Source organism: Butyricimonas paravirosa, assembly GCF_032878955.1.
In the GTDB taxonomy this organism is placed as follows: Bacteria; Bacteroidota; Bacteroidia; order Bacteroidales; family Marinifilaceae; genus Butyricimonas; species Butyricimonas paravirosa.
This window is the reverse complement of the sequence record NZ_CP043839.1, coordinates 3,313,487-3,338,079: the sequence shown is the minus strand read 5'-3', so window position 1 is coordinate 3,338,079 and position 24,593 is coordinate 3,313,487. Positions and strand designations below refer to the sequence as shown.

Genomic DNA, 24,593 nt, shown 5'->3' with positions numbered 1-24,593 from the left:
GTATCCTAATTCATCTTTTTTTTCAAAAAAAATCAGACAAAACACACAAAATACTATAAATCAATAATATTCAGAATCATTAACAAATAATACAACCTACCTAATCGCTCACGCAAAAAATACATCGCCTTCTTTTTCTGTGTTTTCACTGTTTCCACAGAAAGTTCCAGCATTTGAGCAATTTCCTCATTTTTCTTGCCCTGCAAATGCAATTTGAACACCTGACGACAACGCTCCGGCAATTCATCCACGGCCCGATGCAATGCCCGGTACATCTCCTCACGCATTAACCGATGATCTTCGTCCTCTTCATCCTGCTCCTGCAATAAAATCTCTGCATGCCGCCGTTCAACCTCTTGGTGCTTTAAATAATTCAAGCAACGATTTTTGACCGAATCATACAAAAATGCCCGGAATCCATGATATGAATTATACTTTTTATCACTCTCCCAAATAGCAATAAAAACCTCCTGCACAATATCTTCCGACACTTCCTGCTGTCTCACATAACGCATAGCATATAACACCAGATAGCGATAGAACGAACCAAACAACTCACGGAAAGCCGGCATTTGCTTTCTATTTATCTGGTCTATAAACTCTTCTGGTTGCATACCCATGTATCTCTAATAATTGTTTGCCCACATTACTTTATGACAAAGCTATGATTTTTCATTCAAAAAAAACAAAAAATATATCATAAATTCAAAGAAACACAAAACACCCCCAAAAGCTCTTATCGAACCTTGGGGGGGGCACACAACATCTTGACAATTCCGTACTACTTATTTTCGCTTTCTCCTCATCCACAACACCACGCCCCAAATCAGCAATATAGCGGGTACAATTCCCATACACGCTGTCTTCAAATAAGGCATCGCTTTCCGGCTCAAGTGTATCTTATTATCCGTTCCCATAGGGCGACGGACATCAATAGGCGCCTCTTCATCAGAGAGCCAATAGAACGTACCTGTAACCAAAGTATAATTGGCCGTCATCACCCGCAAATTCCTCCGGATAGAAAACTCTTCATTACTGATACAATCCGCATCCCCAAGAATCATAATCCTTTGCTCACGATCTCCCACCTTCCGGGAAAGAGCCAGAGCCACCGGGTACATCGCCTCCACCTCTCCGGCCGCCGTATTAAGAATCACGCTATCATTCACGAAATCCCTCGTCTCCATCTCGTTCCAGCATCCGGTCGTATCTGTCCGCAAAATCTCCGTCACCTTAAATCCCCGATCTTCCGTGTAGGCCAATCCCGCGGCCCCGTTCATCACGATCTTCGCATTCCGGCCGATCAACATATCCTGAAAGAAATAAGACATCTCTCCCGCCTCCGGCGTGGCATTCACGATCATCAAATCCGGTTGAACATCCTGCTTCACCTGTACCAAAACCCCCGGCAAAAAACGAACCCCGAACTGCTCCACGAGAGGATTCATAACATCCTGTTTGCCTACCTCTCCGGCAATCACCAAATTCCCTCCACGGGCGATATACCTATCTAACTTTTCCTGTTCCCCCGGCTCCAAAGGCTTTGTCAGATCGGCAATCACCACGATCTCAATATCATCCGGAATATCCGAACTTCCGGCAAGAGAAACATTCTCCACGTCAAACCCTTGATTAATCAAAGAATAACGGAAATTCTTCAATTGCGAAAAGAAAAGATAATCCTTCGCCCGGTCCGAATCAATCGAACGTTCCCCATGTCCGGCCAAGAACCCGACTTTCGGTAATTTCATGGTAAACCGTTTAAACGTCACGGCCATCTCCGCCTCGCTGGGGAACTTCATCATGTCATCGAACAGACGCAGGAAAGCCTTTTGCCCGTTCTCCCGTTCCACGATCCGTACAAAACGATTCCCCTCATCCGACAAATCCACTTTCTTCTTCAACTCTTCGGGCGCCATGAACATCTTGAAATTCAAATCACGCATATCAGCCAACTGCTCCGCCTTCTCCTTCGTCGTCGTATTCGGGAATCGCACGTCCAACCAAGGATTATTAGAAACCGAATCGTAATAATACACGTACTTCATCTTGATCTCCGGCTTAAACCGCAAATACTGCTTAAACCTCTCCAAATCCGAATTTACCATATTAGGCATCCCGATATAATAATCCCGATCCAAGAAATTGACATACGTGGTAATCGTCATTCCTCCTTCCAACTTACTCATGACCTCCTGACTGTTAGGTGTCAAGGTATTCCGTTTCGTCTCCGTCGCATCATAATAGCACATCATCACGGGACGAGACGTCACGAATCCCAACAACATCGCAACCACCACCACGCCAAGATATTTTCCCCAAACCATGGAAAAAGAAACCCGCTGTCTCGTGGACTGCAATTTCAAAATACTCAACAACAAGAACATGGAAATCACGATCACGAAATACAAAATATCTTCACTACACAACAAACCGCTGATCATCTCGTTCGTACGCCCGGAAAGACATAACCAATACGTGATATCCCGAATAAATGCGATATCCTGCCACACTTGATTCATGTAATTCAGCACGGCCAGAATAATCAACGTCCCGATAGCCGCAACCACTTGATAGGAGGTCAGACACGAAACAAAAAGCCCGATAGCCGCGTAAGCACACAACAACAAATACAACCCCAGCAAACCGGACAACGCCTCGGCAAAAGCAAAATTATCCACCACGCAAGCCGCGTAACCGATATACAGGATTAACGTTCCCAACAATACCAACCCGTAAGCCATCATCGCCAAGAACTTACCCATGACAATCTGAGACGATGTCACTGGCGAAGAATATAGCAACTTGATCGACCCGCTACTAAACTCCCGGCTCATCAACCCCATGGTCAATAGAGGCATATAAAGGTATAAATACTGCTGCACCGTGTTATACATCCCGAATATACCCCCCAGCAAATTCGCCGTCAAAAATCCATTCCCGAACCCAATATCTTCCCGGTAAACGAAATCCGCCATCAACCCAGTGAACTTCAACCCGACTTGAACGGTAAAGGCCACAAGGATCAGCCAAGCCACCGGGGAATAAAACAAAGTAAACAACTCTGCTTTCGCTATTTTCAATATTCTTCTCATAATATATTTAATTTCTTTTGACCAACATCTTATCTTTTCCCTTCATCATTCGCCTTGCCGGATAATTTAGCAAACACCTCGTCCATAGAGCTTTTCTCCACCACCAACTCTTCCAATCCCCAGCACCGATTCACGCTCTGCTCCGCCACCCGTCTCGCCGTCTCCCGGCATCCGTCATAACGCAAACGGAACCGGTGATCCGTAACCCTCTCCACGTTACTCACTCCCTCCCAGACAAGACTTCCCTCCGCGGGGGGATTTGCCAACGTCACCATAATCGTGTTCGGCTGTATATAATTATCAAACTGATCCAACGTCCCCGAAAAGACCAGCTGCCCCTGTTCAATCATCTTAATTTCTTCACAAGTAGCCTGTACCTCTGAAAGGATATGCGTGGACAAAAGCACGGAACGCTCCTCAGCGATTTCTTTAATCAGATGCCGCACCTCCACGATCTGGTTCGGGTCCAGCCCATTCGTCGGCTCGTCCAACACCACGAACTTCGGGTTATGCACGATCGCCTGTGCGATTCCCACACGCTGTTGATACCCACCCGATAAATTCCGAACCAAGCGACTACTGAAATGAGTAATCCCACACCGAGCCTTCGCCTCGTCAACCGCCTTTTTCACATCCCTCTTATCCACCATTCGCAAATCCGCACAATACGTGAGATACTCGTCCACGGTAAAATCCATATATAAAGGAGGCTTCTGGGGCAAAAAACCGATATTCCTTTTAGCCTCCACCGGATTCTCCCGGAAATTGATACCGTCAATGTAAACTTCTCCCTGCGTTTGTTTCAACACCCCGCAAATAATATTCATCGTGGTGGACTTCCCGGCCCCGTTCGATCCCAGCAATCCCACAACCCCTCGCTGATCTATCTCGAAATTAATATCCCGAATAGCCCACTGCACATTGTAACGATGAGACAGATTTTCTACTCTTACAACTGATTTTTCCATACAATAATTTTATAATTCAAACATCTATTCCCTTAATGTAAAGCCAACACGTCCCCCGTTTATAAAGTTTACAAGCTCCAAGAACCTCGTTTCCAGGGTTCCCGTCACTTGATAAACTTTACAAACTTTATGGACTTTATAAACTCTTGATACTAGTAAGTCTTGTTACCTATCTTCACCAAATCAATATTATATTCCTTCTTGAAATGGCTTACCAAAATATCGTACTTCTCCTTCACCAACGGGTAAGTTAAATCACTGGCCCACTGGGTGGAGGTCCGGCAAAGAATATTTGCCAAAAAATACGTCAAATCATCCGACTGTAACAAGGTCTTTGTCTGCCAATTAACGTAGGTACACCATTCATTCCCGTATTGGGGGTTTGCCACGAATCCCCGTTTACGTGCGTAATCATCATCATTGGGATCAGAGCTTGCTTTCGTTGAATAATCGCTGATTTTGTAAAACTCCTCCGGTATCGATACAGCCTTCCGCACCTGCAACAAATCAAAAAACAACATCTGCACCGTGTTCTTCAACGCCAACTTCTCGGCAGCCGTCTTCTTCTTCGTGTCCGCATTCATATAACCGAAAGCTAACGAATTATCTCCTGTTTTCGCACATTCTATCGGTCTGTCCATATAACTCAAGACCTGATAAATCGTGTCTGCCATAAAAACCCGGTACGGTAAATTCTTCACCAAAAATTCCTCCGGATAGAACTGCAACCACACCTCATCCAGTAAATCCAGCATATCTCCGGCATAAGTCGGATCACCCAAAGCCAACTTATAACTAGTTGAATTAGCCACCTGATTCCAATTCAAATCCAACAAAGTAAAATCATACAAGAAATAAGAACCATACTTCTCGTACAAATCCACAATCCGACCATCCGCCTGCGGGGATTTCCCTTGAGGTAGCACGTAATCCCGTTCAAGTGAAACATCCGGTCCCAATGCCGCATCCTTAGCACACGAGCAAAAGAGAACACTCCCGATAAACATTCCTATTATATATCTTTTTTTCATCATGAATTCTTTTAATCGTTCATACACATCATTCCGCTTTACGTTCCGGGGTATTGGCCGAAGCATTCTGACTCAAAGCCGGGTTAACACCCAATACGGCTTCGGGCAATGGTAACGTGTACATCGGGTCCTTTGCCTTCAGCACAAAAGTCTGTAAAGTCAACCCCACTCCCGGCAACCACGTATGTTTAATGGAAGGCATCCCGTAACGACGCAAATCCAACCAGCGATGTCCTTCTCTAGCTAATTCCAAACGACGCTCCTTGCGAATCTCTTCCAATAACAAAGTAGGATCACTGATAGACACATCCGAATACCCCTCGATACGATTCCGACGTAACTCGTTCAAATCCGCTAAAGCCTCCGTCACCTTATTATCCCACAACACGTAAGCCTCTGCCCGATTCAAATAAGCCTCCGAGATCCGTATCGCCTGTTTCGGAGCATACCCAAGATCTCCGTATGCCGGGGTTCCCTCTTTTTGAAGATAATAGGAACCTCTGAGTGCATCATGTGAATAATAAAGATCCATCCGTCGGTCGTTAGCACTGTATCTTTCTTCCAGTTCTTTTGCCATATTCAACCCACTCTCGATATAGAAACCCATACCCGCACCACCATACATCCAAGTCACTTCCGGTGAAGAATATCTGACACAAGCAAACGCACCGCTTTTCTCAATCTTTGTCAAATCGGCTAACTTCCCGCCAATCCGGATAGCCTCCGTGGCCGCCTCCACCGCCTCTTTCCATTTCCCCATATAAAGATTTACCCGTGAAAGAAGGATTTCCACCGTCGGCCGATTTATTCTAAAATTCGTGGTCACCCGGCTCTCTTCACCAAACAACTCCGCCGCTTTCGTCAAATCTTCCAGAATCCGATTATACACCCGTCCCACCGTCGCACGAGCCACGCTAACCTCTTCCACCGAAGAAGAAAGTTTCAAGGGAACACCTGCCGCCTGCGGATTCTCCGTATAAGGCTCTCCATAAAGATTCACCAACCAAAAATAAAACAACGCCCTCACGGACAAAGCCTCTGCTTTTATATGATTTATCTCTTGCGGTGTTCCGATAGCCTCATCAATATAATCCAACACGGCATTACACCCCTTAATTCGCTCGTACATCGCATAATAAGGCGTGGACGCCAACTCCGGGCTCATAATCGTTCCCTCGTACTTTTCCGCATCAGCCTGCCACGTAAAAACCGAAAAAATCCCCTTAACAAGATCACTACCGGCCATACTATTTCCCAAATCCGTATCGACATCATCATCCATATATCCCGTCAGAGACAAAGGATGAGCATTAGCAGGAGCGGGATAGCCCGATCCCAGCAGCAACTCACGAAAATCTTTCGTTGTTTTAGGTATTACCTCATCCTGAGATTTGGAATCTAGGAAATCTGAACAAGACGTAGTCAGAATTCCCAACGTAAATATTATCAATAAAATTCTTTCTTTCATTTTCATATTGTTTATCGGTTCCATTCGTTAAAAAGTCACGTTTAAAGAAAGAGACGTTGTCCGCCGCGCAGGCCAATTCTTCGTCTCCGGATCCAACCCCTTCCATGCCTTGTCAAAAGCAATCATAAACGGGTTACTCATGCTCCAACTGATACTCGCGTACTTCAAGTGAAGAGCCTTCAAAATACTTTCACCCACACTATACGTAAGCGCTATTTGACGGCAACGGATCAAATCCGTGTCGGCTACCCGAAGATCTGACTGGCTGTACATGGCATAAGGAGTCATCGAACTCGTTCCAGACAACACCGGCAATGAAACATAACCAAACGAACTGGCACTGTTATAATTCGGCACTGCCGGAATATCAGTCTGGTCACCCGCTTTCCGCCAACGTTTCTTCAATTGGCGTGAAACATTTTCCTGCGGTCCCGGAACACCTTTCAATGTACCGGTATACAATTCCGGCAAACGATCCTGCCCACCAAACTGCATGGCGAACTGCATGGTAAACGACAATCTCTTATATCTCACCTGCGTGTTGAAACCTCCCGTGAAATCGGAATCAAAATTCCCGCTACGCACCAAAAACTCCGTGAAATCATTCGTCTTCTCAATATCCAAATTATGGAACAAAGGTTCACCATTCTCTTGACTCAACTCCTTATACTGGAAAGAGTAAAACGTGTTATACGACTTCCCGTTTATAACAGCCGAACCGTCCAAGAAATCTTCCAACTTATTCACTCGTTCATTATCCGAGATCTTATTCGTCACCTTTCCCGTATTCACGGAGAATGACCAAGTCCAGTCTTGCGTGCGAACAGAAATAAAATTAACGGTCAACTCGTAGCCCTTATTATCCATTTCCGTTCCGAAAATTCTGGAATTCAACATCCCGTTCTCTCCCGGAACCTGTCGGGAAGCAATAACGTCACTCTTTTTCCCATAAGCATTGAACACCACGTTCATCCGTCCCTTCAAGAAAGAAAGATCCACGCTTGCATTCCATGATTTCGTCTTCTCCCATCCCAGTTTCTCGTAAGGCAAATACTTTATATTCAACGTGTACTGGTTATAAAATTGACTCAATCCCCCATCACTGGCGATCAAATAAGGAGACACCTCTTCCACCGAATTCCCCTGGTAACCGTAAGACCCGGATATATCCAAAGATTCCATCCAGTTCCAATTACGGGTAAACGGCTCACTACCCACTCTCCATTTTGCCCCGATAGACCAAGTCGGTTCGAACCGATCATTTTTGTCCTGTCCGAAACGATTGGACGCATCCAAACGGGCATTAAAATTCACAACATACCGATTATCAAAAGAATATACCGCAGTCAAAAACTCACTGACATAATTATTCTCACGGTTCGTTACAGACGACGCTGTTCTCATCGTCTCCAAAAGAGGGTTTTGTTGAGCCACAGCATTATTCACCGTGGTATAGGTCGTCGGTATGGAAGCGAAAGCCTCTCCCCGGTAACGCAAATAACCATAGCGCGTATTTCTCGAACCGGTAGACGTGTTGGAAGAAACTTCAAATCCCACCTGCAACGTCACGCTATGCACATCTTTGTATAATTTATTAAATACCAAACTATTCCGAACTGACCAAGTATTTGTCGTGGCATTTTCCATCACCAGCAACCCGCCAAAAGGCAATCGTGTCATCTTCTCCTCCTTACTATTCGCTGTCACCTCACCTACCTCGTATCCCCGAAGAGAACTGATATAATGGGAATATTCCGTGGCATACGACTTGACTTCCGACGAACTCACCGTGTAAGAAACCAACCCCTGGTACTCCAGATAAGGCAAAATCTTCCACGAAACATCAATACTTGAAGACACCATCTTGGTCCGGTTCTCGTTACCCGTGTTATTTATTTCATTCAAAATATTATATCCATACCAGCTTTTCCCGGAAATAGCCGTACTGGAATTTCCCCATTTTTCATGATAATACAACGTGCCGTCCTCGTTATACAACGGGATAGTCCGCGCCGTGTTATATGCATAATTAAACGGACTGACCTCATAGGCAAAACCAAACATTTCCCGGTAACTACCATTCAGATTCAAGCTAATCCTCAAGTTCGGGATCAACTGCAATACCGTGTTCGAGCTACCGGTAAACGTCTTGCCTTCATTCCCCCGTGCCTCTCCTTTTTCCTCGGTAATACCGATGGACGCACGACTGGCAATCTTCTCCGATCCCCCGGTAATACTCAAATTATGCTTGTGATTAAAAGAATTACGGAACAAAAGATCAAACCAATCCGTGTTATTGTTTGCCATCTTGTTATACTCCTCTTCCAACTGTTCATGAGTAATCTCCTTGTTCGTCAATTTCTTCACCAACCCGGCATACCCGATAGGTAATATAGCACTGGGGTAGCGCACCCGGTCTTCGTACATTTCTCTGGAAAAATCCATCAATTCCCTAGAATTCATTTGATTGTACAAACCGTAACGGGGACGCTGACCAATACTGAAACTTCCCGAATAGGAAAGAGATGCGGAACCCGCCTGAGCCTTTTTAGTACTGATCACGATCACCCCGTTTGCCGCCTTCGAACCGTAGATGGCAGTTGCCGACGCATCCTTCAACACGGTCAACGACTCTATATCCGAGGGATTCAACCAAGAAATCGCATTAGCGGCAATATCCCGTAGATTCTCCAAATCACTGGAAAGAGAAGCATCCGTTTCACTGATCGGAAGCGGGTCTCGCTGAATGACCCCATCAACCACCCACACCGGATCTTGACTACCCAACAATGTCGATGTTCCACGAATCCTAATTTTAGGCGTCGATCCAACCATTCCGGAAGTAATCCGCACGGACATTCCCGGGATTACTCCCTGCAACATCTGGTCAATTGTACTTTCCCCCGGGATCATAATATCTCTCGCATACACCTTGTTAATCGCCCCCACGTACTTACTCTTGTCCAAGGTCATGTAACCGGTGACCACCACGTCATCCAACGTCTCCACGTCCTCTTTCATTACTACATTAATAGTATCCTTTCCCGCATAGACCACCTCTTGAGAAATCATCCCCACAAAAGAAAAAATCAAAGAAAACTTCTCCGGGGCATTCGGAATGGATAATTGGTACATCCCTGCCCCGTTTGTCGCTGTTCCAACTGAAAATCCTTTCAACTGAACAGTCACCCCCGGTAACGGTTGTTTCTTCTCGTCCGTCACCATCCCCACAAGGCGAATCACTTTCGCCTGTTGCGACAAAGCCTCTCGCACGATAAACACCCCACCTTCCTCGAAAAACTCAAAACGGGTATCTTTCAAAATTTGCCTCAATGCCTCCGCAACCTCTAAATCGGCAATTTTCATCTCCCGACATGATACACGTTTCATCTTCCCGGCATCGTACAAAATTCGAACACCCGTTTGATCCTTCACTTGTTTTAGCACCTCGTTCAACGTCGTTTCCGCTTTCACCGAAAGGCTCACCCGTTGGGTAAACGCACTCGCTGAGGTGAAAAACAACACCACAAAAAGTAAAGCTAGTTTCATGACTTGTAACATTTTTTTGACACAATGTGGTCGTACCCACACGTTAGGTGGATTTTTTTTCATAACTTTGTTTCAGTTTAAAGGGTTTATAAACTCTAAATACAAAGGATTTGATTCTATAGTTTGGTCGCTGGCGAATCGAATCCTTTTATTTTACTTTCCGCACATAAATAACTTTATTTTGAATTTCAAATTTCACATCCGTACCCAATTCGAATAACCGCAATAAAGGCTGTATATCCGAATATTTATCCAATGTTCCCGATAACTCCAATTTTTTCAATTCCTCGGATTCAAATTTCACTTGGAAATCGTACCAACGAGCCAACGTCAACATGATCTGATCTAAATACTGTTCTTCGAAACAGAAAAGATTATCTTTCCAAGCCGTGTACAACCGGGTATTCACTTTCCGAACCACAGGTAAATCGGAATCTTCCGTACAAACCAACTGTTCTCCCGGTTTGATCAGCACCCCCTTTCGGGAATCTTTCAAATAACATATACTCCCCTTCTCCAGCGTCGCCGCCATCGTTCGCTCATCATAAACCGAAACGTTAAACGCCGTTCCCAACACTTTTATATCGCCCATCGAAGTCTCCACCACGAAAGGACGAGCGGCATCCTCGGTCACATCAAAATATGCCTCCCCTTTCAAATACACTTTCCGCTCTCCCCCTGCAAAATGAACCGGGAAACGTAATTCCGTCTCTGAATTCAGCCACACCTGAGTTCCATCGGCCAATGTCAAATGAAATTCACCCCCGCGTGGTATCGTCATAACGTGATATTCCTGCACCTTTTCCGTTGCCACGGAATCCACTTTTATTCCATAAACTACCCCCATCGAATCCACTTCCACCACGCCCTCTTTTGTCTCGATTTTCGCCCGCAAAGCATCATTCAAAATGAGCTCCCGGCCATCCGCCAAATGCAAAATCGCCTTGTTTGTTCCCGGCAGAAGAGCTGGAATTACCCCTTGTGTCAATTTCAACACGTTTTTCTCTTGAGAAAAATCTCCCTTATATAAAACAACTATCCCCACGATCAATACCAAAACAGCGGCAACACTTCCCACTCGAATCATAACCCGACGTGAATTTCTCCGTCGTAATTTCCTAAAAGCCGTCTCCGCATCGAAACGCCCTTGTTCCTGTCCTTTCCCCCGCAGATAATCCGGATCAGACAATCGTTCCGTAACACGGCGAACGATAATATCTTCCTCGTCAAGAGACGAAGAGGAAAAATCTTCCTCCAAATAAGTCCTGACTCTTTTGGACCATTCATATATTTGACTCCATTTTTTCATCTTTTCCATGTGTCTTTCATAAATAGAACACATGATCCGAAAAAACGGGTGACAGATATTTTCGAAAAAAATAAATAAATATTTATTCCCACCCCGTTTGTCCTTTATAAAGGCTCTCTAGGATGAGAATAAATATTTACATTCCATTTTTTACCCGGATCAATCGTAATTGATTCTATAATAAGTCATAAGTTATTGCCGATTCTATCCCGAAAAGATAATTATAACATGATCACTACCTGAACACTACCGTCATGAACCTTATAGATACCTTATAGAAACCTTATATGAACCTTATATATAATAAGGTTCATAAAGTATATTAATAGTTTAACGAGAATGTTACTTCCGGTTGTAATCAGGTAGTGATCACGTAATAATACAAAATTCTTTATAGAACTCCCGATAAAATCCGCTTGACATACAACTACACACATTCTTTAGAGTTGAAGAAATTGCTTATACCATTGTATATATCCGGGATCTGTAAGAGACTCTACAATCTCTTTTCCCCATGCGTTCCACTCATCCGTTCTTTCCGGCTCCACGGCAAGAATATTCGCGTATAAATCAGCAAACGGAATATTTTCCGGTTTCAACCCTTTGCATGCTTTCTTATAATCCTTAACACTACGCACCTTACTCTTAAATAGCTTAGTAATATTTGCAATACAGAGTAATTGCTGCGAATCCTGTATATCATGACGTTTAATAAATTGTATGATATTATTAATATCATCAACAGTATATCTTGATTCCTGAGTATAAAGAACACTGGAAAGATCAGAATAGATTTGATTGACAACAGTTTGATCCACCTTTTCTGTACCTATTTTCTCTCTGAATTCTTGAAGATGAGAAAATAAATAATTTTTCATTTCAGAACTTATCCTAGAAAATTGAGGATTATACAACATCCAAAATTCAGGAGAGGTTCTCTGTTCGTCATTTAACGAGGCAAATAACTCTACGGCAACAAGGGCCATCTTAGAACTATTAGTCACCTTACTCAATGCCGTTAAATATTGGACCATAAATTCCGGAGAACGATCTCCCCTAACATACCTAGCCTCAAGAACACCAAAAGCTTTATTATCATCGAAAGTCTCTTTCACTCGTTCAATAAAATTACCATCCATGACATTAGATATCATGTGTCGAACATTCCCTTCCTTATCAAGTACAAGCATTACATTAGGAATATTTATACCATACCTTCTGATAACCTTGGCCCCTTCTTCTTCCCCAAGATTCACCCTGTAATTTATAAAAAATTTATTCAGTAAATCCTCTACCTCTTTCCGCGTAAAGAGTTGATTATCGATTGTCTTCGTGGTCTGCCCATTGTTATGACAATCCAAAAATACATATTTGCCTTCCACGTCAGCTTGTGCCAGCACCTCTCTTAATGTCTTCAAATTCTCCCAGTACACACCATCATTTCCCGCACGTCTAAAGTTAAAAGCTATTTTAGTAACCTTGTTTTTAGCGACCTCGTCTCTGATCAATTCTTTTTCACGAATAGCGATCTCTCCCAATCTCTTCAGTTGTGCTTTATCTTTGAACATCGAAATAAACAGATTTCCACCTTCAAATACCCAACTTTTTTCAGAATCATTCAATACATCCAAATTTGTATCAAGAGCATCCATAAAGCCGGTTGCATCATATTTTCCCCGGGCTTCCGCCAAGTCTATCATTTTAAAAAGTGCATCCTTACGAGGTACATCGTTATTCTCAAGTAAATCTCGAATACCCGGAATCTTATCATATTTCTTCGCGGGCAATTGGTACACGATCATCAAATTTAATTCTGACATGAAAGAATTATAGATCAAATCTCCAACCTCTTCTTTTCCTATCTCCTTTTCAAAATGTCCCCGGTTGGCACAAACAAATTTCAGTTCCTCACTCTCCAAAGAGGTTGCTCTTGATTGTAACAAAGGCCAATAAGCGGCACTCAATTTATCTTTCTCCGTAAGCTTTCCCCAAAGATTATCACCTACACTTTGAGCCTTGGCAACATCTCCTGAAACAGAAAGCAATTTCCAGTACGCCATTTGCTCTGTCAAATCAAGCTTTCCCGCCTGGTACGACGCCTCGTATTCAGCGAGACTACTGGCTTTTAAACCAATCTCTACACTCTCTATTAACTTTTCAAGAGGCATCGCTCCAACCACTTTATGCATTAACTTACCATCCGCATTGATAACCAAAAAGGTCGGATACGCATCAACCCCGTATTGCTTACCAATAGCCGGTCCGCCTCCTTTTTCCATGTCCGTTTTCACACAGACAAAATTCTTATTAAAATAATCACCAGCCTCTTTCAGCGTGAAGACCTCATTTGCCATCATTTTACACGGGCCACACCAAGAGGTGTAACAATCCAAGAATATAGGTTTATTTTCCGTTTTTGCCTTCTTGCAAGCTTCCTCTAAAGACAACTCTTGAAAATCTGTTTGAGCAAAAACAGCAACGGAGCACAATAGCCCCACAAACACCGATAATAATTTTTTCATTTCCTTCTTTCTATAAAATTAATCTTATTTGTTTTTCTTCGTCCCAGAAAGCATATTTCCCAAGCCTATCCTCAAAGGATTATGCTCGGTATGTTCATACACGTACTCGTGAAGTTTACATACCCGTTTATACTGCGCCTCCGTCCCAACATTGGCAATGTAAATTGTCACGGGAAAATAAAAATACACCAGATGTTCCCCATCAATCTTGGGAAATTCATTCTCGCATAATTCCAGTAATTTCTCCACCCCTTTTTCGCTATTATCCTTTCTGGCCTCACGCAAAGCTTTCCCCAAAGCGACATACGTATCCATTCGCTCCCGTGAATTAAAATGATGCGGGGCCATCTGTTTGGCTACCTTATCCAGATCATCCATAGGTTCACGTCCACGAATAATATCACGTAATTTAATCTCAAAAGCTTCAGCGATCCGGTTCAACACTTTTTCTTCTCCCATGCTCCGGGTAAATTGCTCAAAATGGGAAAATAGGAAATCCATGAACGGAGAACCCACCGGAGATAAAGCCTGATCTTTAAAAATAAACCAATACTCCCGATTCGATTTTTCTGTATCAGGCAATACCTTGAATAATGCCACACACACCTCTTGAGCTTTCTCGTTCATGGAGGCCGTTAACAACGCTTTCAAATAATCGGTAAGGAACGAGACGTCTCTATTCCCGTTCGCGTATTGCTGTCCCAAACTGGCAAGCGAAGCTTTCAGCGCCGCCTCGACTTGGTTCATGAAATCCAACGGTTCAAGGGTTGCCCCAACAATTTGGTTTTCCAATCCCTTATCCACGTTCAAGATCAAAAACGTGGGATAGGCCTGAACATTAAACATCTTTGCCAATTCCGAACCATCCTTATCGGCCCCCGTGTCATATTTCACACACACGAAACGTTCGTTCATGAACGCTCCTAGTTTTACATCCGGGAACACCTTGTCTGCCATCATCTTACACGGGGCACACCAAGAGGTGTAAAGATCCACGAAAACCAGCTTTTTCTCCGCTTTTGCCTTCGTACAAGCCTCATCTAATGTCAATTTCTGGAAATTTGTCTGTCCGAAAACCAGTACAGAGCAAAAAATCCCGACATAAATCAATAACAATTTTTTCATTTCAGTTCATTCTAAATTATACAATACAAAACATCCATTTCCTGCCAATAAGGCGATACGTCCCTCTATGGAAGAGAGTTTTACACTCTTCCATAGGGTAGTAATATTCTATAAATAAATTAATAGCCTATATAGAAACCCCGATATCCCGCAATACCGTTTTCATAATTTCATATTTCGTCATCACGACACTAAACGTCCCGTACAACGCTTCAAATTCTTCCGGCGTGTGAGTAAACATCGCCTTGATATACATACCCACATCTTGAATTTCCGTGGGCATATTACCATAATCATAAGGATTCGGATCCTTCAAGAAGCCAACGGCTCTCGGGTCAGAGAATCCATACCTATTGTAAAAATACCAACCGGCACAACCGTATAAATTCTCCGTATAACAACTGCGGGTCATCTGATAAAACGCAGTTAATTCTTCCGTGTAACCGGAAACAGGCGTGGCAAGAACGGCATTAAGAACAGTACCCTTCATATTCAGGCGTTCCGCATCACTCATATTCTTTAACTCGGAAACACGGGAAATAAGTACCGTGTTCAACCCTTTAAAAGCTTCATTACTCACCACTGCCGAATTATAAGGAGTCAAAGATTTCAGCAACAGGAAACTAGTAATCTTGATACTCTCAGGTAAAACAGGTACGATCTCCTCACGTAAAAATTCTAGCCCATCGACAACGTCTTCTTTCGGACACAACTCATAAGAACTGAAAGGATTTGGTGTTTCTGTTCCCCCGAGAGAAGAACTTCCAAATTGCAGGATTTCATAATGTGTATAAGAATTCCCCCAATTGTCAACACGGGTTTCTTCTCCAATCGTATCGTTATAAAACACAGGAATACCTGTCTCCGTGTAAAATTGATAAATCGCATGATCTACCGGATCATTTGAATCCTCTATCGTGAACCAATCTCGACCAACATTTGACGGTGTCAAATGATCTTCCTTATCACAAGCCGTGAACAAGAAGGACAAAAATAATATATAAAGGAAATTATTCTTTTTCATACTCAATTTCTTATAAGTTCTCTATTCGGACGAATCTCATTCTGAAGTTCTCCCCTATTAAATTCAATTGCATAATTTGGAATTGGCACTATCCAAGCGGCATGATCCTGGGTGTAAGCATTTAATTCATAGTAACCGTTTTCATACCAAGTCATTGAATTCGCCTCGTAATCATTATTCTGGTGACGAATACGGAAATTCTCCGGAAGAGGACGAATACTATTTACAGCATAACGGCGCAGGTCAAACCAGCGATGCCCCTCGAAACACAATTCTCTACGGCGTTCATCACGAATAAAATCAATCAATGCCTCCCCCGTTTCTGTCACCGACGGTGCAACAGCAAATCGTTTAGAAAGAAGTTTTTCCAACTCGGTTTTCGCTTCCCCATCCCGATTTAACATCGCCAACGCCTCCGCCTTATTTAAAATCACCTCAGGCAAACGAATCAGAAAATCCATACCAACCTCATCCGTATCATTGTAGTCTACCCAAGTCTTATATTTATCGGGTATCGCCGCATGTAAAGAACTCTTAAAGAATGCCGTTCTACGCAAATCTCCTGCTGCATAACATTGCAGTAAATCCTCTGACGCTTGAAACGAAAGCGCTTGAGATATCGGAGTAGAACCACTCCAACCAGATGAATAACTCAAGAATGTCAAAATAACAGAATTTCCCCCTTGAGTAAAAATTGTTTCGGGCGATGTCCAAGAGACCACATTTTGCCCGCTTGTCCAATTATTTAAATCCATCACCGAGTAAGTCCCAGCCATGGCTTCATTGGCTGCCGCAATACAAGCCTCATAGTTTTCCATATACAAATACACTCTAGACAGCAACGCATTAGCGGCAGTTGCTCCTACCCGTAATGTTGAAGAAGGGGTGATCCCTTTCAAACAAACGGCAGCTCTTTGAAGGTCTGCGACAATTTGCAAATATACCGCCTCTACCGAGCTACGGTTAAAATATTTATCTTCTATATGCTCTGTAACTTTCAAAGGGACTCCGGCATCTTTTGATGCAGTAGTCTTGCAATAAGGCATACCATAAATATTCACCAATAAAAAGTAGTAACCTGCCCGGAGAAAACGTGCTTCTCCTTCCACCCTGTTCAATAACTCAATATCCTCCTCTTTCGAACGGAAATCATCCGCCATATAAATGATTGAGTTTAGTACTCCTATATGCTTATAAAACTTTTCCCAATCATTATCCTTGTACTGAGCATTCTCCAACGTTAAAAACGGATCGGCCCCCCAATGATAAAAAGCACCAAGCACGTTACGCGGGTAATTGGCCGTGTACGTTAATCCTCCAGATACAAATTCTTCTGCATCATCATCCATAACATGCAGCCAGGGATAATTCATCGTAAGCCCGCTACTGTAACTCATCGTCTCCTGGGTATTTGAAGAGTAACTACTCTGAAATGCCATAAAACACTCCCCTCTAAGTAACTCGTCCAAATCCTGTGCAGTCTCGGCGTAACGTTGATTCTGCGAATACTCATCCAAAAAATCACCGCAAGAAACGCAACCAAGGGAGAATACACTTAAAATATAGATTAAAACTCTTTTTTTCATCGCTCAAATTTTAGAAAGTGATACTAAGATTACATGAGTAAGTAGGACGTACCGAAAGATTGACATTCGGTGACGAACCTGACTGAGTAGGATCTTGTCCCCGTAACTTCTTATGGGCAATGGTAAACAGGTTCGTTCCGGTCAGGTTGATATAAGCCGACTTAAGACCTAACTTCTTACAAAATCGTTCATCAACATTGTAGCGGAAGGAGAGAGAAGACAACCGCAGGTAATTTCCACTCACCACCCGGATATCCGAATTGTCATACATCTCATAAATATTGTTTGCAATTCGATGTGTCACATTCGTACCACTAGTCCACCACGGGTTGGAGTGAGTTCCTGCAACGGTATTCAACCCGGGAATATTGGTATGTTCCTCATCACCCGGTTTTCTCCAACGATTCACAAATTCCCGTCGCAAGTTACTATGCGGGTTAGGATTGGTTGTTCCGTATTCAGTACACAATTTCAGTAACCGGATTTTATTACCCAAGCTATAAGTCAAATTAAACGATAAACTAAAATTACGATACCCTAAATAGTTCGAAATTCCTCCTTGAAGATAAGGTTCACGTCGTCCCGATCTTTCCATTATTTCCAAAAAGACATCTTCGCGTTCCATTCCGTTGTATTTTTCGGCCAGCTCCTCTTGCAATTCATCCTCTGCCCCGTAAAAAATGGGAGAACCGTCCACAGGACTCAATCCTTTAAAGCGGTATGAATAAAACGTATTCAAAGGTTCTCCGGCAATCTCCACGTCCCCGGTCAACATATCGTCATATTCGATCTCATCCCGCAGAACATTATTCCGGTTATTTATCGCACTGTTCACCAACTCGTTCAACACTTGTCCCAATTGGGGGTCAATCCGCCAAACAAATCCTCTCTTCCCGCCATCAAGACCGACACGATTGATCGGTGTGAAATTTAAACTCACCTCGATTCCCTTGTTTACAAGTGTCCCGCTATTAACAACATATTGCTTGATCCCGTTAATCTCGGAAATAGTCTTTGTCAGAAATGCATCCCGAGTCTTTTTATAATACCAAGAAAACGAGCCGTTAATTTTATTCTTTAAAAACGAGAAATCCAAGGTCACATTCGTGGATGCCGTCTTTTCCCACCTTAAGTCAGGATTCGGGTAATGAGCAACTTTCGAATTAAATTCACCATATTTCCCGGTGTAATCAACCCCTTGCGTGATAATCATATTAGGAGTCTGGTTGCTCAGCATATTCCCCTGATAACCAAAAGATCCCCTTAATGCCAAATCATCCACCCAATCAACAGATTCCAAAATATCCCGCTTTACATTCCAACGACCGGACAAAGCCCAAATCGGCATCATTCGATCATTCGCCCGTGATCCGAACAAGTTGGAAGCCTCCCCTCGAATATGCAGATTCAACATATAGCGATTGTCATAATCGTACCCGGCCATCGCATACCATGCCACTGAATTAGTCAAATTTTCCGTTATAGTCCCCAACGCATTTGCCGTTGCCATAAACCGATCATAATATCCCGTATATTTTTGTGGAATAGAAGTAAACAATTTACCTCGATCCCGATAATACCCCCGACGCGTAATACTAAAACCATCGTATTTTTGAGAATTCAATTCCAACCCCGCCGAACCATTCACATTGTGCTTTCCCTCGCTTCCCAAACTCTTCATATAATTTGCTTGCACACGTGCCATCCAATTGGTATTGCGCACATTACTCTCCCGTAATTCTCCCCCGATAGGACACAAGTCATTACGCTCCGATTGATCAGCACGCAACTGATGTACGTAATAGGTATCTTCCGTAAAATAAATCTCTTGATTCGTGTTGCTCACCGCATAAGATAACGTCCCTTCCAATTTCAAATCATCTATGACATTGTAACTAACATGCGCCTGCATATTAATTGCGCTTCCGTTGGTTTCATCCCCGGAATTATCCATTTCGTTCAACACGTTAAAAGCATACATCGGCATCGAACCACTTGACGCCCGTTGATAGAGGTAACGAGATCCATCAGGATTAAAAGCCGGAATGGCACGGTTCATATTATAGGCATAATCCAACACGCCTAATTCCGAGGGATTGTAATCGCGATTCGATACATTCCCCTGAAGCTGGAAACGTGCAGCAAAACGTTCATAATTCGCTGATAAATTCAAAGTTGTCGAATATCGCCTGTTGCTCTCACCTTTTATCGCACCTTTCTCATCACTCATTCCGAGAGAGGCATAATAGCGGATATTGGCAGAACCTCCAGACAAGCTCAACGTATGATTATGTGAAAACACATCCTGACAAACAATATCAAACCAGTCCGTGTTCAATGTTTCGTAATATCCGACCAAACGATTGAACTCTTTATAGTCGATAGCCCCATTGTAATAATCCTGTATTGCTGCCTCGTATCCGGTCCAACTATCAACATTATTGTAATAAACTCCCCGTTCTACTAACTCCCGGGAAACATCCACCCGCTCTTTCGAATTCATCAAGTAAATGGCTCGATCGCTGTAACGAGGCCTTCTCGTGTAGGAAGCTGTCCCAGAATAAGTGACACTAGGCGGACCGGCCTTCCCTTTTTTCGTCGTGATCACGATAACTCCATTACCCGCTTTTGCCCCATAAAGAGCTGTTGCAGAAGCATCTTTCAACACGTCAATCTGTTCGATGTCATCCGGATTCAAACCCGAAATCGCATTACCCAGCAAGTTCACGAAGTCTAAATCGTTAATCTGGGCAGGGTCAACATTCACCGGATCGGTCAAAACCACCCCATCTAACACCCATAGCGGTTCACGATTACCCAAAACGGTTGAAGTTCCTCGTATTCTTAATTTCGGAGCGGCACCAACCTGTCCGGAGTTCTGCATAAAAATCATACCGGGTATACGTCCTTCCAACATCTGGTCAATCGTGTTTACTCCCGACACCTTTATATCATCCATTCTAATCGTTTGCACGGCACTTGTCAATTTCCGCTTATCAATATTTTGATATCCGGTTCTCACGATCACTTCTTCCAATTGTTCTGCAGACTCTTTCAGAACCACGTGAATCGAATCCTGCCCGGTGTACCGCACCTCTTGCGTTTCCATTCCTATAAATGAGAAAAGTAACGACACATTCTGCATCTTAGGCAGTGTCAACGAAAACCTTCCCTTTACATCTGTTGACGTACCCAAGGTTAAGCCTTTCACGATAACCGTTACCCCGGGCAGAGGATGTTTCTTCTCATCCGTCACGCTCCCAACAATGCGAACCTCTTTTTCCCCCTCTTTCACCTCTCCCGGAACAATAATAATAACTCCTTGTTCTATCCGGTAAGATAAATTCACCTTGCCCAAAACCGCATCCAACACCCGTTCCAAATCTTCATCAACAAATTTCGCAGACACGTCTTTCACTTTTTTCAATTCATTGTGATTGAAAAAAAACTTGTAACCCGTTTGTTGTCTCAATTCTTGAATAATCTCCAACATGCTCACCCGCTCAAGATCCAAGTTTATCTTCTTTTGGGAGAACCCATTCCCGGAAACCTTCAGCAATAGAAACAGCGTAAAAACACATATTAATCTCATAACCAGAAACCATTTTTTTACACACGCCTCCCTAACAGGGATGCCATCATCTCGTTTTTTTTTCATACATTTGTCTTGTTAATGTAAAGATTACTAAATTTAATTGACACAGCAACCGGATAGGTGGTACCAACACCTACCGGTTTTTCTTATTTCATTTTCACAATAATCACTCTATCCTTTAATTCAAATTCAACATTCGTAGTCATAGATATAATATCCAGAATAACATTACAATTACTATACTTCTCCAAATCCCCGGTGAACACAAGATCTTTAGCCTCCGCATTTTGATAAAATACAGTAACATCATACCATCGAGCCAACTGTTTCATGATTTCCTCCAAACACTCACCCTCTATTATCCACTTTCCTTCGGTCCACGCCGTGTATACCCTAGTATCCACTTTTTCCACGTTCACGCTATTTGTCTGGACATCATAGGTAATCTGTTCGCCAGGAGCTATTGTCCTGGCATCAGTCATCCCTTTTCCCTGAAAAGCGACCCTCCCTTCAACCAAGGTGGTTTGTACATAATCTTCACCCGAATAAGCATTTACATTAAATACGGTTCCCAAAACCGTAACATCACCGCCATCCGTTTCAACAATAAAAGGATGTTCCACATCTTGAGCCACGTGAAACAATGCCTCTCCTTCCAAACGGACACGTCGTTCTTTCCCCTCGAAACGATCCGGAACACTTAATTTTGAATCGGAGTTTATCATCACACTCGTACCATCCGCCAAAACCAAATTATACTCACCACCTCTAGGTACGATAATTTTGTTATATTCTATCGCTTGTTCAACCTGACCACTAGGTTTAAATTTTTCTATCGCTTGTTCAAAGGCAATAGAATCCGTTAATCTTACTTGTTGACCGGAATTAAAGACCAACACGGCCTTTGTCGTTCCCGGCTCAATGGATATGCCCCCCGAGACGAAGGTCGTTTGGGGGGTATCATTTCCCAGAAACCAGTAACCAAGTCCCACGCATAGAGGCAACAACAGAATTGCCGCATATTTGACAATCATTCTCCAGATATGTGCTTTCCGGGATTTATCTGCATAAACAACAAATTCATCCCATGCCCCTCTGGTATCCACCACACGAGTTTCTTCCCCCGTGTAATAGGTCTCAAAATATCGTTTTGCCTTACGGTAATATTCCCGGTTACCCTCATCTTCTGCCAGCCATCTCTCGACCTCTTCCCTTTCTTCGTCTGTAGCAACATCCATGAGATGCCTCACGATCATATCCCAATTTATGTGCCTTCTTTCATCTGTCATGATACTTTCAATTAATCATTCATGTATAAGACACATCCATTTGAAAAACGGAGTACAAGAAATATGATTTTCTTTAAAAATCTTTAGAAACCCTGTTGTAAATATTCAATAAGTAGGAAAATGGGAACCAACCTCTCACGCAACATGCGATACGCTCGCTGAACCTGAGTTTTCACCGTTGTCTCGGCGATATTTAATTGTTCGGCAATCTCTTTATTTTTCTTTCCCTCCACCACTTTTAACAAAATAATCTCCCGGCATTTATCAGGTAGCGAGTCCAATGCTTCTTGAAGGCGTCGATGCACTTCCTCATCAATAACCATATCCTCTGTTCCGGAGAAAAGCTGAGCCTCAAACAATTTATTATTATGCTCATCCCTGATCTTCCGATCCCGAATCGCATTCAAACAACGATTTCGTACCGAAGTGAACAAATAAGCTTTCACGGAGGTTGCCACTTGTAATGTCCCGGCATGATTCCATAAGTGGAAAAATAGATCCTGCACTAAATCCCTTGCCTCTTCTTCATCATATAAATAACTCTCGGCAAATAGAACCATTTTGGCAAAATAATACTCATAGAGGTATCGAAACGCCTCTTTATCGCGTTTTTTTATACGAGCTAAAATCAAATCCTCTTCTGCATCCATGAGTACATTCAAATTGTATGGACAAATTTATGTAAGAAAATCGAATAATCACGTTCACTCACGAGAATAAAATGAAAATCAACATCGCCAAACTCTCTCCTAATTCATTGCGAACAAACGCATAGGCCCGTTTCTTCTGGGTTTTCACGGAATTCTCGCTAATCCCAAGTTGCTCCGCAATATCCTTTACTTTCGCCCCCTCCATGCTCATAAACAATACTTGCCGTTGCTGTTCCGACAATTTATCTATCGCCTCGTAGAATTTATTCACAACATCCTCTTCAACGGCAAGTTCCAGAATCACTTCGTCATCTTGCCCATCTAAAACGGCATCTCCCCATTTTTCATATAAAGCTTGTGCAATTCCCTTATCCCGAATGGAATTCAATGCTCGTGTGTAAATTGTCCGGTACAGATAACCGACCAGCGAAGGCACATCAGGAAATTGTGTCCCGGAATCCCATATCTTAATAAAACAATCTTGAACAATATCTTCGGCGGAAGCATCATCTTTCACAATTTTCGACGCATAATTACACATCGCAGGATAGTATTTCCGGTACATTTCCCGCCATGCACTTTCACGCTTTTTGTTAACACTTTCGATGAATCGGTCTGTATCCATAAAGTTATGCACCTCCCGTTTTGAACATCACTCAATACAAAGATGCAAATAAAACTTTATAACTACAAATTCATCAACCTTTCTCTAAAGATGTTTCCTTAAATCTTTCACATCTTTCGCACTAAGCACAGTATAATCCATCCGACTTTGGACGATAATCCGACAAGCCATCTCGAAGAAAAGAGCCCGTGCAAGCACTTCATCAAAGTCACGACCGCATACCACTTGCCCGTGATTACTTAACAAAACAGCATCGTGCCCCTTCATCGCCTCTATCACGGCATTCGCCAATTCAAGAGAACCGGGACGATAATAGGGGACAACTGCCACTTCACCAACATAATAAGGAACTTCCAACGTCACGTTAAAATCTGACGGCTTATTTTTCATACAAGCCACCACAGTGGCGTATTCCGATTGGAAATGTAACACCACGTTCACTTCCGGACGCTCCCGCAATATACCCAAATGAAAAACACTTTCCATAGAAGGACGCACCCCGTTTTCCACTTGCCCTGACATAATATCACACACGGCGACTTTCTCCGGAGTCAAAACTGGTAACCACGAACCTGTTCCGGAAACCAGCATCTTGTCTCCCACTCGCCAAGATAAATTACCACTACTGCAAAGCATCAATTTGGCATCCCCATACCGATGGGATTGAGCCACAAAAATATCAATCTGTTCCTTCGTAACCATAACCATGTTATAAGACTTTATTCAAAAGTATAAGAAAAAGAGTTCCCGTGCAAAC

At 43.0% G+C, this 24,593-nt stretch carries 16 protein-coding genes; all 16 read right to left on the bottom strand.

Annotation, left to right across the window (positions count from 1 at the left end):
- Positions 1–53 precede the first annotated feature (53 nt).
- Entirely contained in the window at positions 54–614 is a 561-nt protein-coding gene (locus F1644_RS13650; RefSeq protein WP_229782364.1) for an RNA polymerase sigma-70 factor, read from the bottom strand.
- Positions 615–785: 171 nt separating this feature from the next.
- Positions 786–3,095 (bottom strand): Gldg family protein, encoded by a 2,310-nt coding sequence (locus F1644_RS13645; protein ID WP_118303156.1) that lies wholly within the window; start codon positions 3,093–3,095, stop codon positions 786–788.
- A 29-nt stretch (positions 3,096–3,124) separates the two neighbouring features.
- Positions 3,125–4,063, bottom strand: a complete 939-nt coding sequence (locus F1644_RS13640) for an ABC transporter ATP-binding protein (protein ID WP_118303154.1) — start codon at positions 4,061–4,063, stop codon at positions 3,125–3,127.
- Positions 4,064–4,215: 152 nt separating this feature from the next.
- Positions 4,216–5,094, bottom strand: a complete 879-nt coding sequence (locus tag F1644_RS13635) for a hypothetical protein (RefSeq protein WP_118594240.1) — start codon at positions 5,092–5,094, stop codon at positions 4,216–4,218.
- Positions 5,095–5,122: 28 nt separating this feature from the next.
- A complete protein-coding gene (locus tag F1644_RS13630; protein WP_158571789.1) occupies positions 5,123–6,562 on the bottom strand; it encodes a RagB/SusD family nutrient uptake outer membrane protein in 1,440 nt (479 codons plus the stop codon).
- 27 nt (positions 6,563–6,589) lie between these two features.
- On the bottom strand, positions 6,590–10,174 hold the full coding sequence (locus tag F1644_RS13625) for a SusC/RagA family TonB-linked outer membrane protein (RefSeq protein WP_229782363.1): 3,585 nt from the start codon (positions 10,172–10,174) through the stop codon (positions 6,590–6,592).
- 85 nt (positions 10,175–10,259) lie between these two features.
- Entirely contained in the window at positions 10,260–11,429 is a 1,170-nt protein-coding gene (locus F1644_RS13620; protein WP_168044464.1) for a FecR family protein, read from the bottom strand.
- 431 nt (positions 11,430–11,860) lie between these two features.
- On the bottom strand, positions 11,861–13,942 hold the full coding sequence (locus tag F1644_RS13615) for a thioredoxin family protein (protein ID WP_118303146.1): 2,082 nt from the start codon (positions 13,940–13,942) through the stop codon (positions 11,861–11,863).
- A 24-nt stretch (positions 13,943–13,966) separates the two neighbouring features.
- Positions 13,967–15,067: a thioredoxin family protein gene (locus F1644_RS13610; RefSeq protein ID WP_118303144.1), complete on the bottom strand. Its 1,101-nt coding sequence runs from the start codon at positions 15,065–15,067 to the stop codon at positions 13,967–13,969.
- A gap of 127 nt (positions 15,068–15,194) precedes the next feature.
- Positions 15,195–16,091 carry a hypothetical protein gene (locus F1644_RS13605; protein ID WP_118303142.1) on the bottom strand — a complete coding sequence of 299 codons (897 nt, stop codon included), beginning with the start codon at positions 16,089–16,091 and terminating at the stop codon, positions 15,195–15,197.
- A gap of 2 nt (positions 16,092–16,093) precedes the next feature.
- Positions 16,094–17,677: a RagB/SusD family nutrient uptake outer membrane protein gene (locus F1644_RS13600; protein WP_118303140.1), complete on the bottom strand. Its 1,584-nt coding sequence runs from the start codon at positions 17,675–17,677 to the stop codon at positions 16,094–16,096.
- 10 nt (positions 17,678–17,687) lie between these two features.
- A complete protein-coding gene (locus F1644_RS13595; protein WP_308424584.1) occupies positions 17,688–21,269 on the bottom strand; it encodes a SusC/RagA family TonB-linked outer membrane protein in 3,582 nt (1,193 codons plus the stop codon).
- Between the two features lie 149 nt (positions 21,270–21,418).
- Entirely contained in the window at positions 21,419–22,561 is a 1,143-nt protein-coding gene (locus F1644_RS13590) for a FecR family protein (protein ID WP_118303136.1), read from the bottom strand.
- An 83-nt stretch (positions 22,562–22,644) separates the two neighbouring features.
- Complete coding sequence (locus F1644_RS13585; RefSeq protein ID WP_229782362.1) at positions 22,645–23,223, bottom strand: RNA polymerase sigma-70 factor; 579 nt, start codon at positions 23,221–23,223, stop codon at positions 22,645–22,647.
- Positions 23,224–23,269: 46 nt separating this feature from the next.
- Positions 23,270–23,836, bottom strand: a complete 567-nt coding sequence (locus tag F1644_RS13580) for an RNA polymerase sigma factor (protein WP_118303134.1) — start codon at positions 23,834–23,836, stop codon at positions 23,270–23,272.
- Between the two features lie 84 nt (positions 23,837–23,920).
- Complete coding sequence (locus F1644_RS13575; protein WP_118303662.1) at positions 23,921–24,538, bottom strand: class II aldolase/adducin family protein; 618 nt, start codon at positions 24,536–24,538, stop codon at positions 23,921–23,923.
- Positions 24,539–24,593 lie beyond the last annotated feature (55 nt).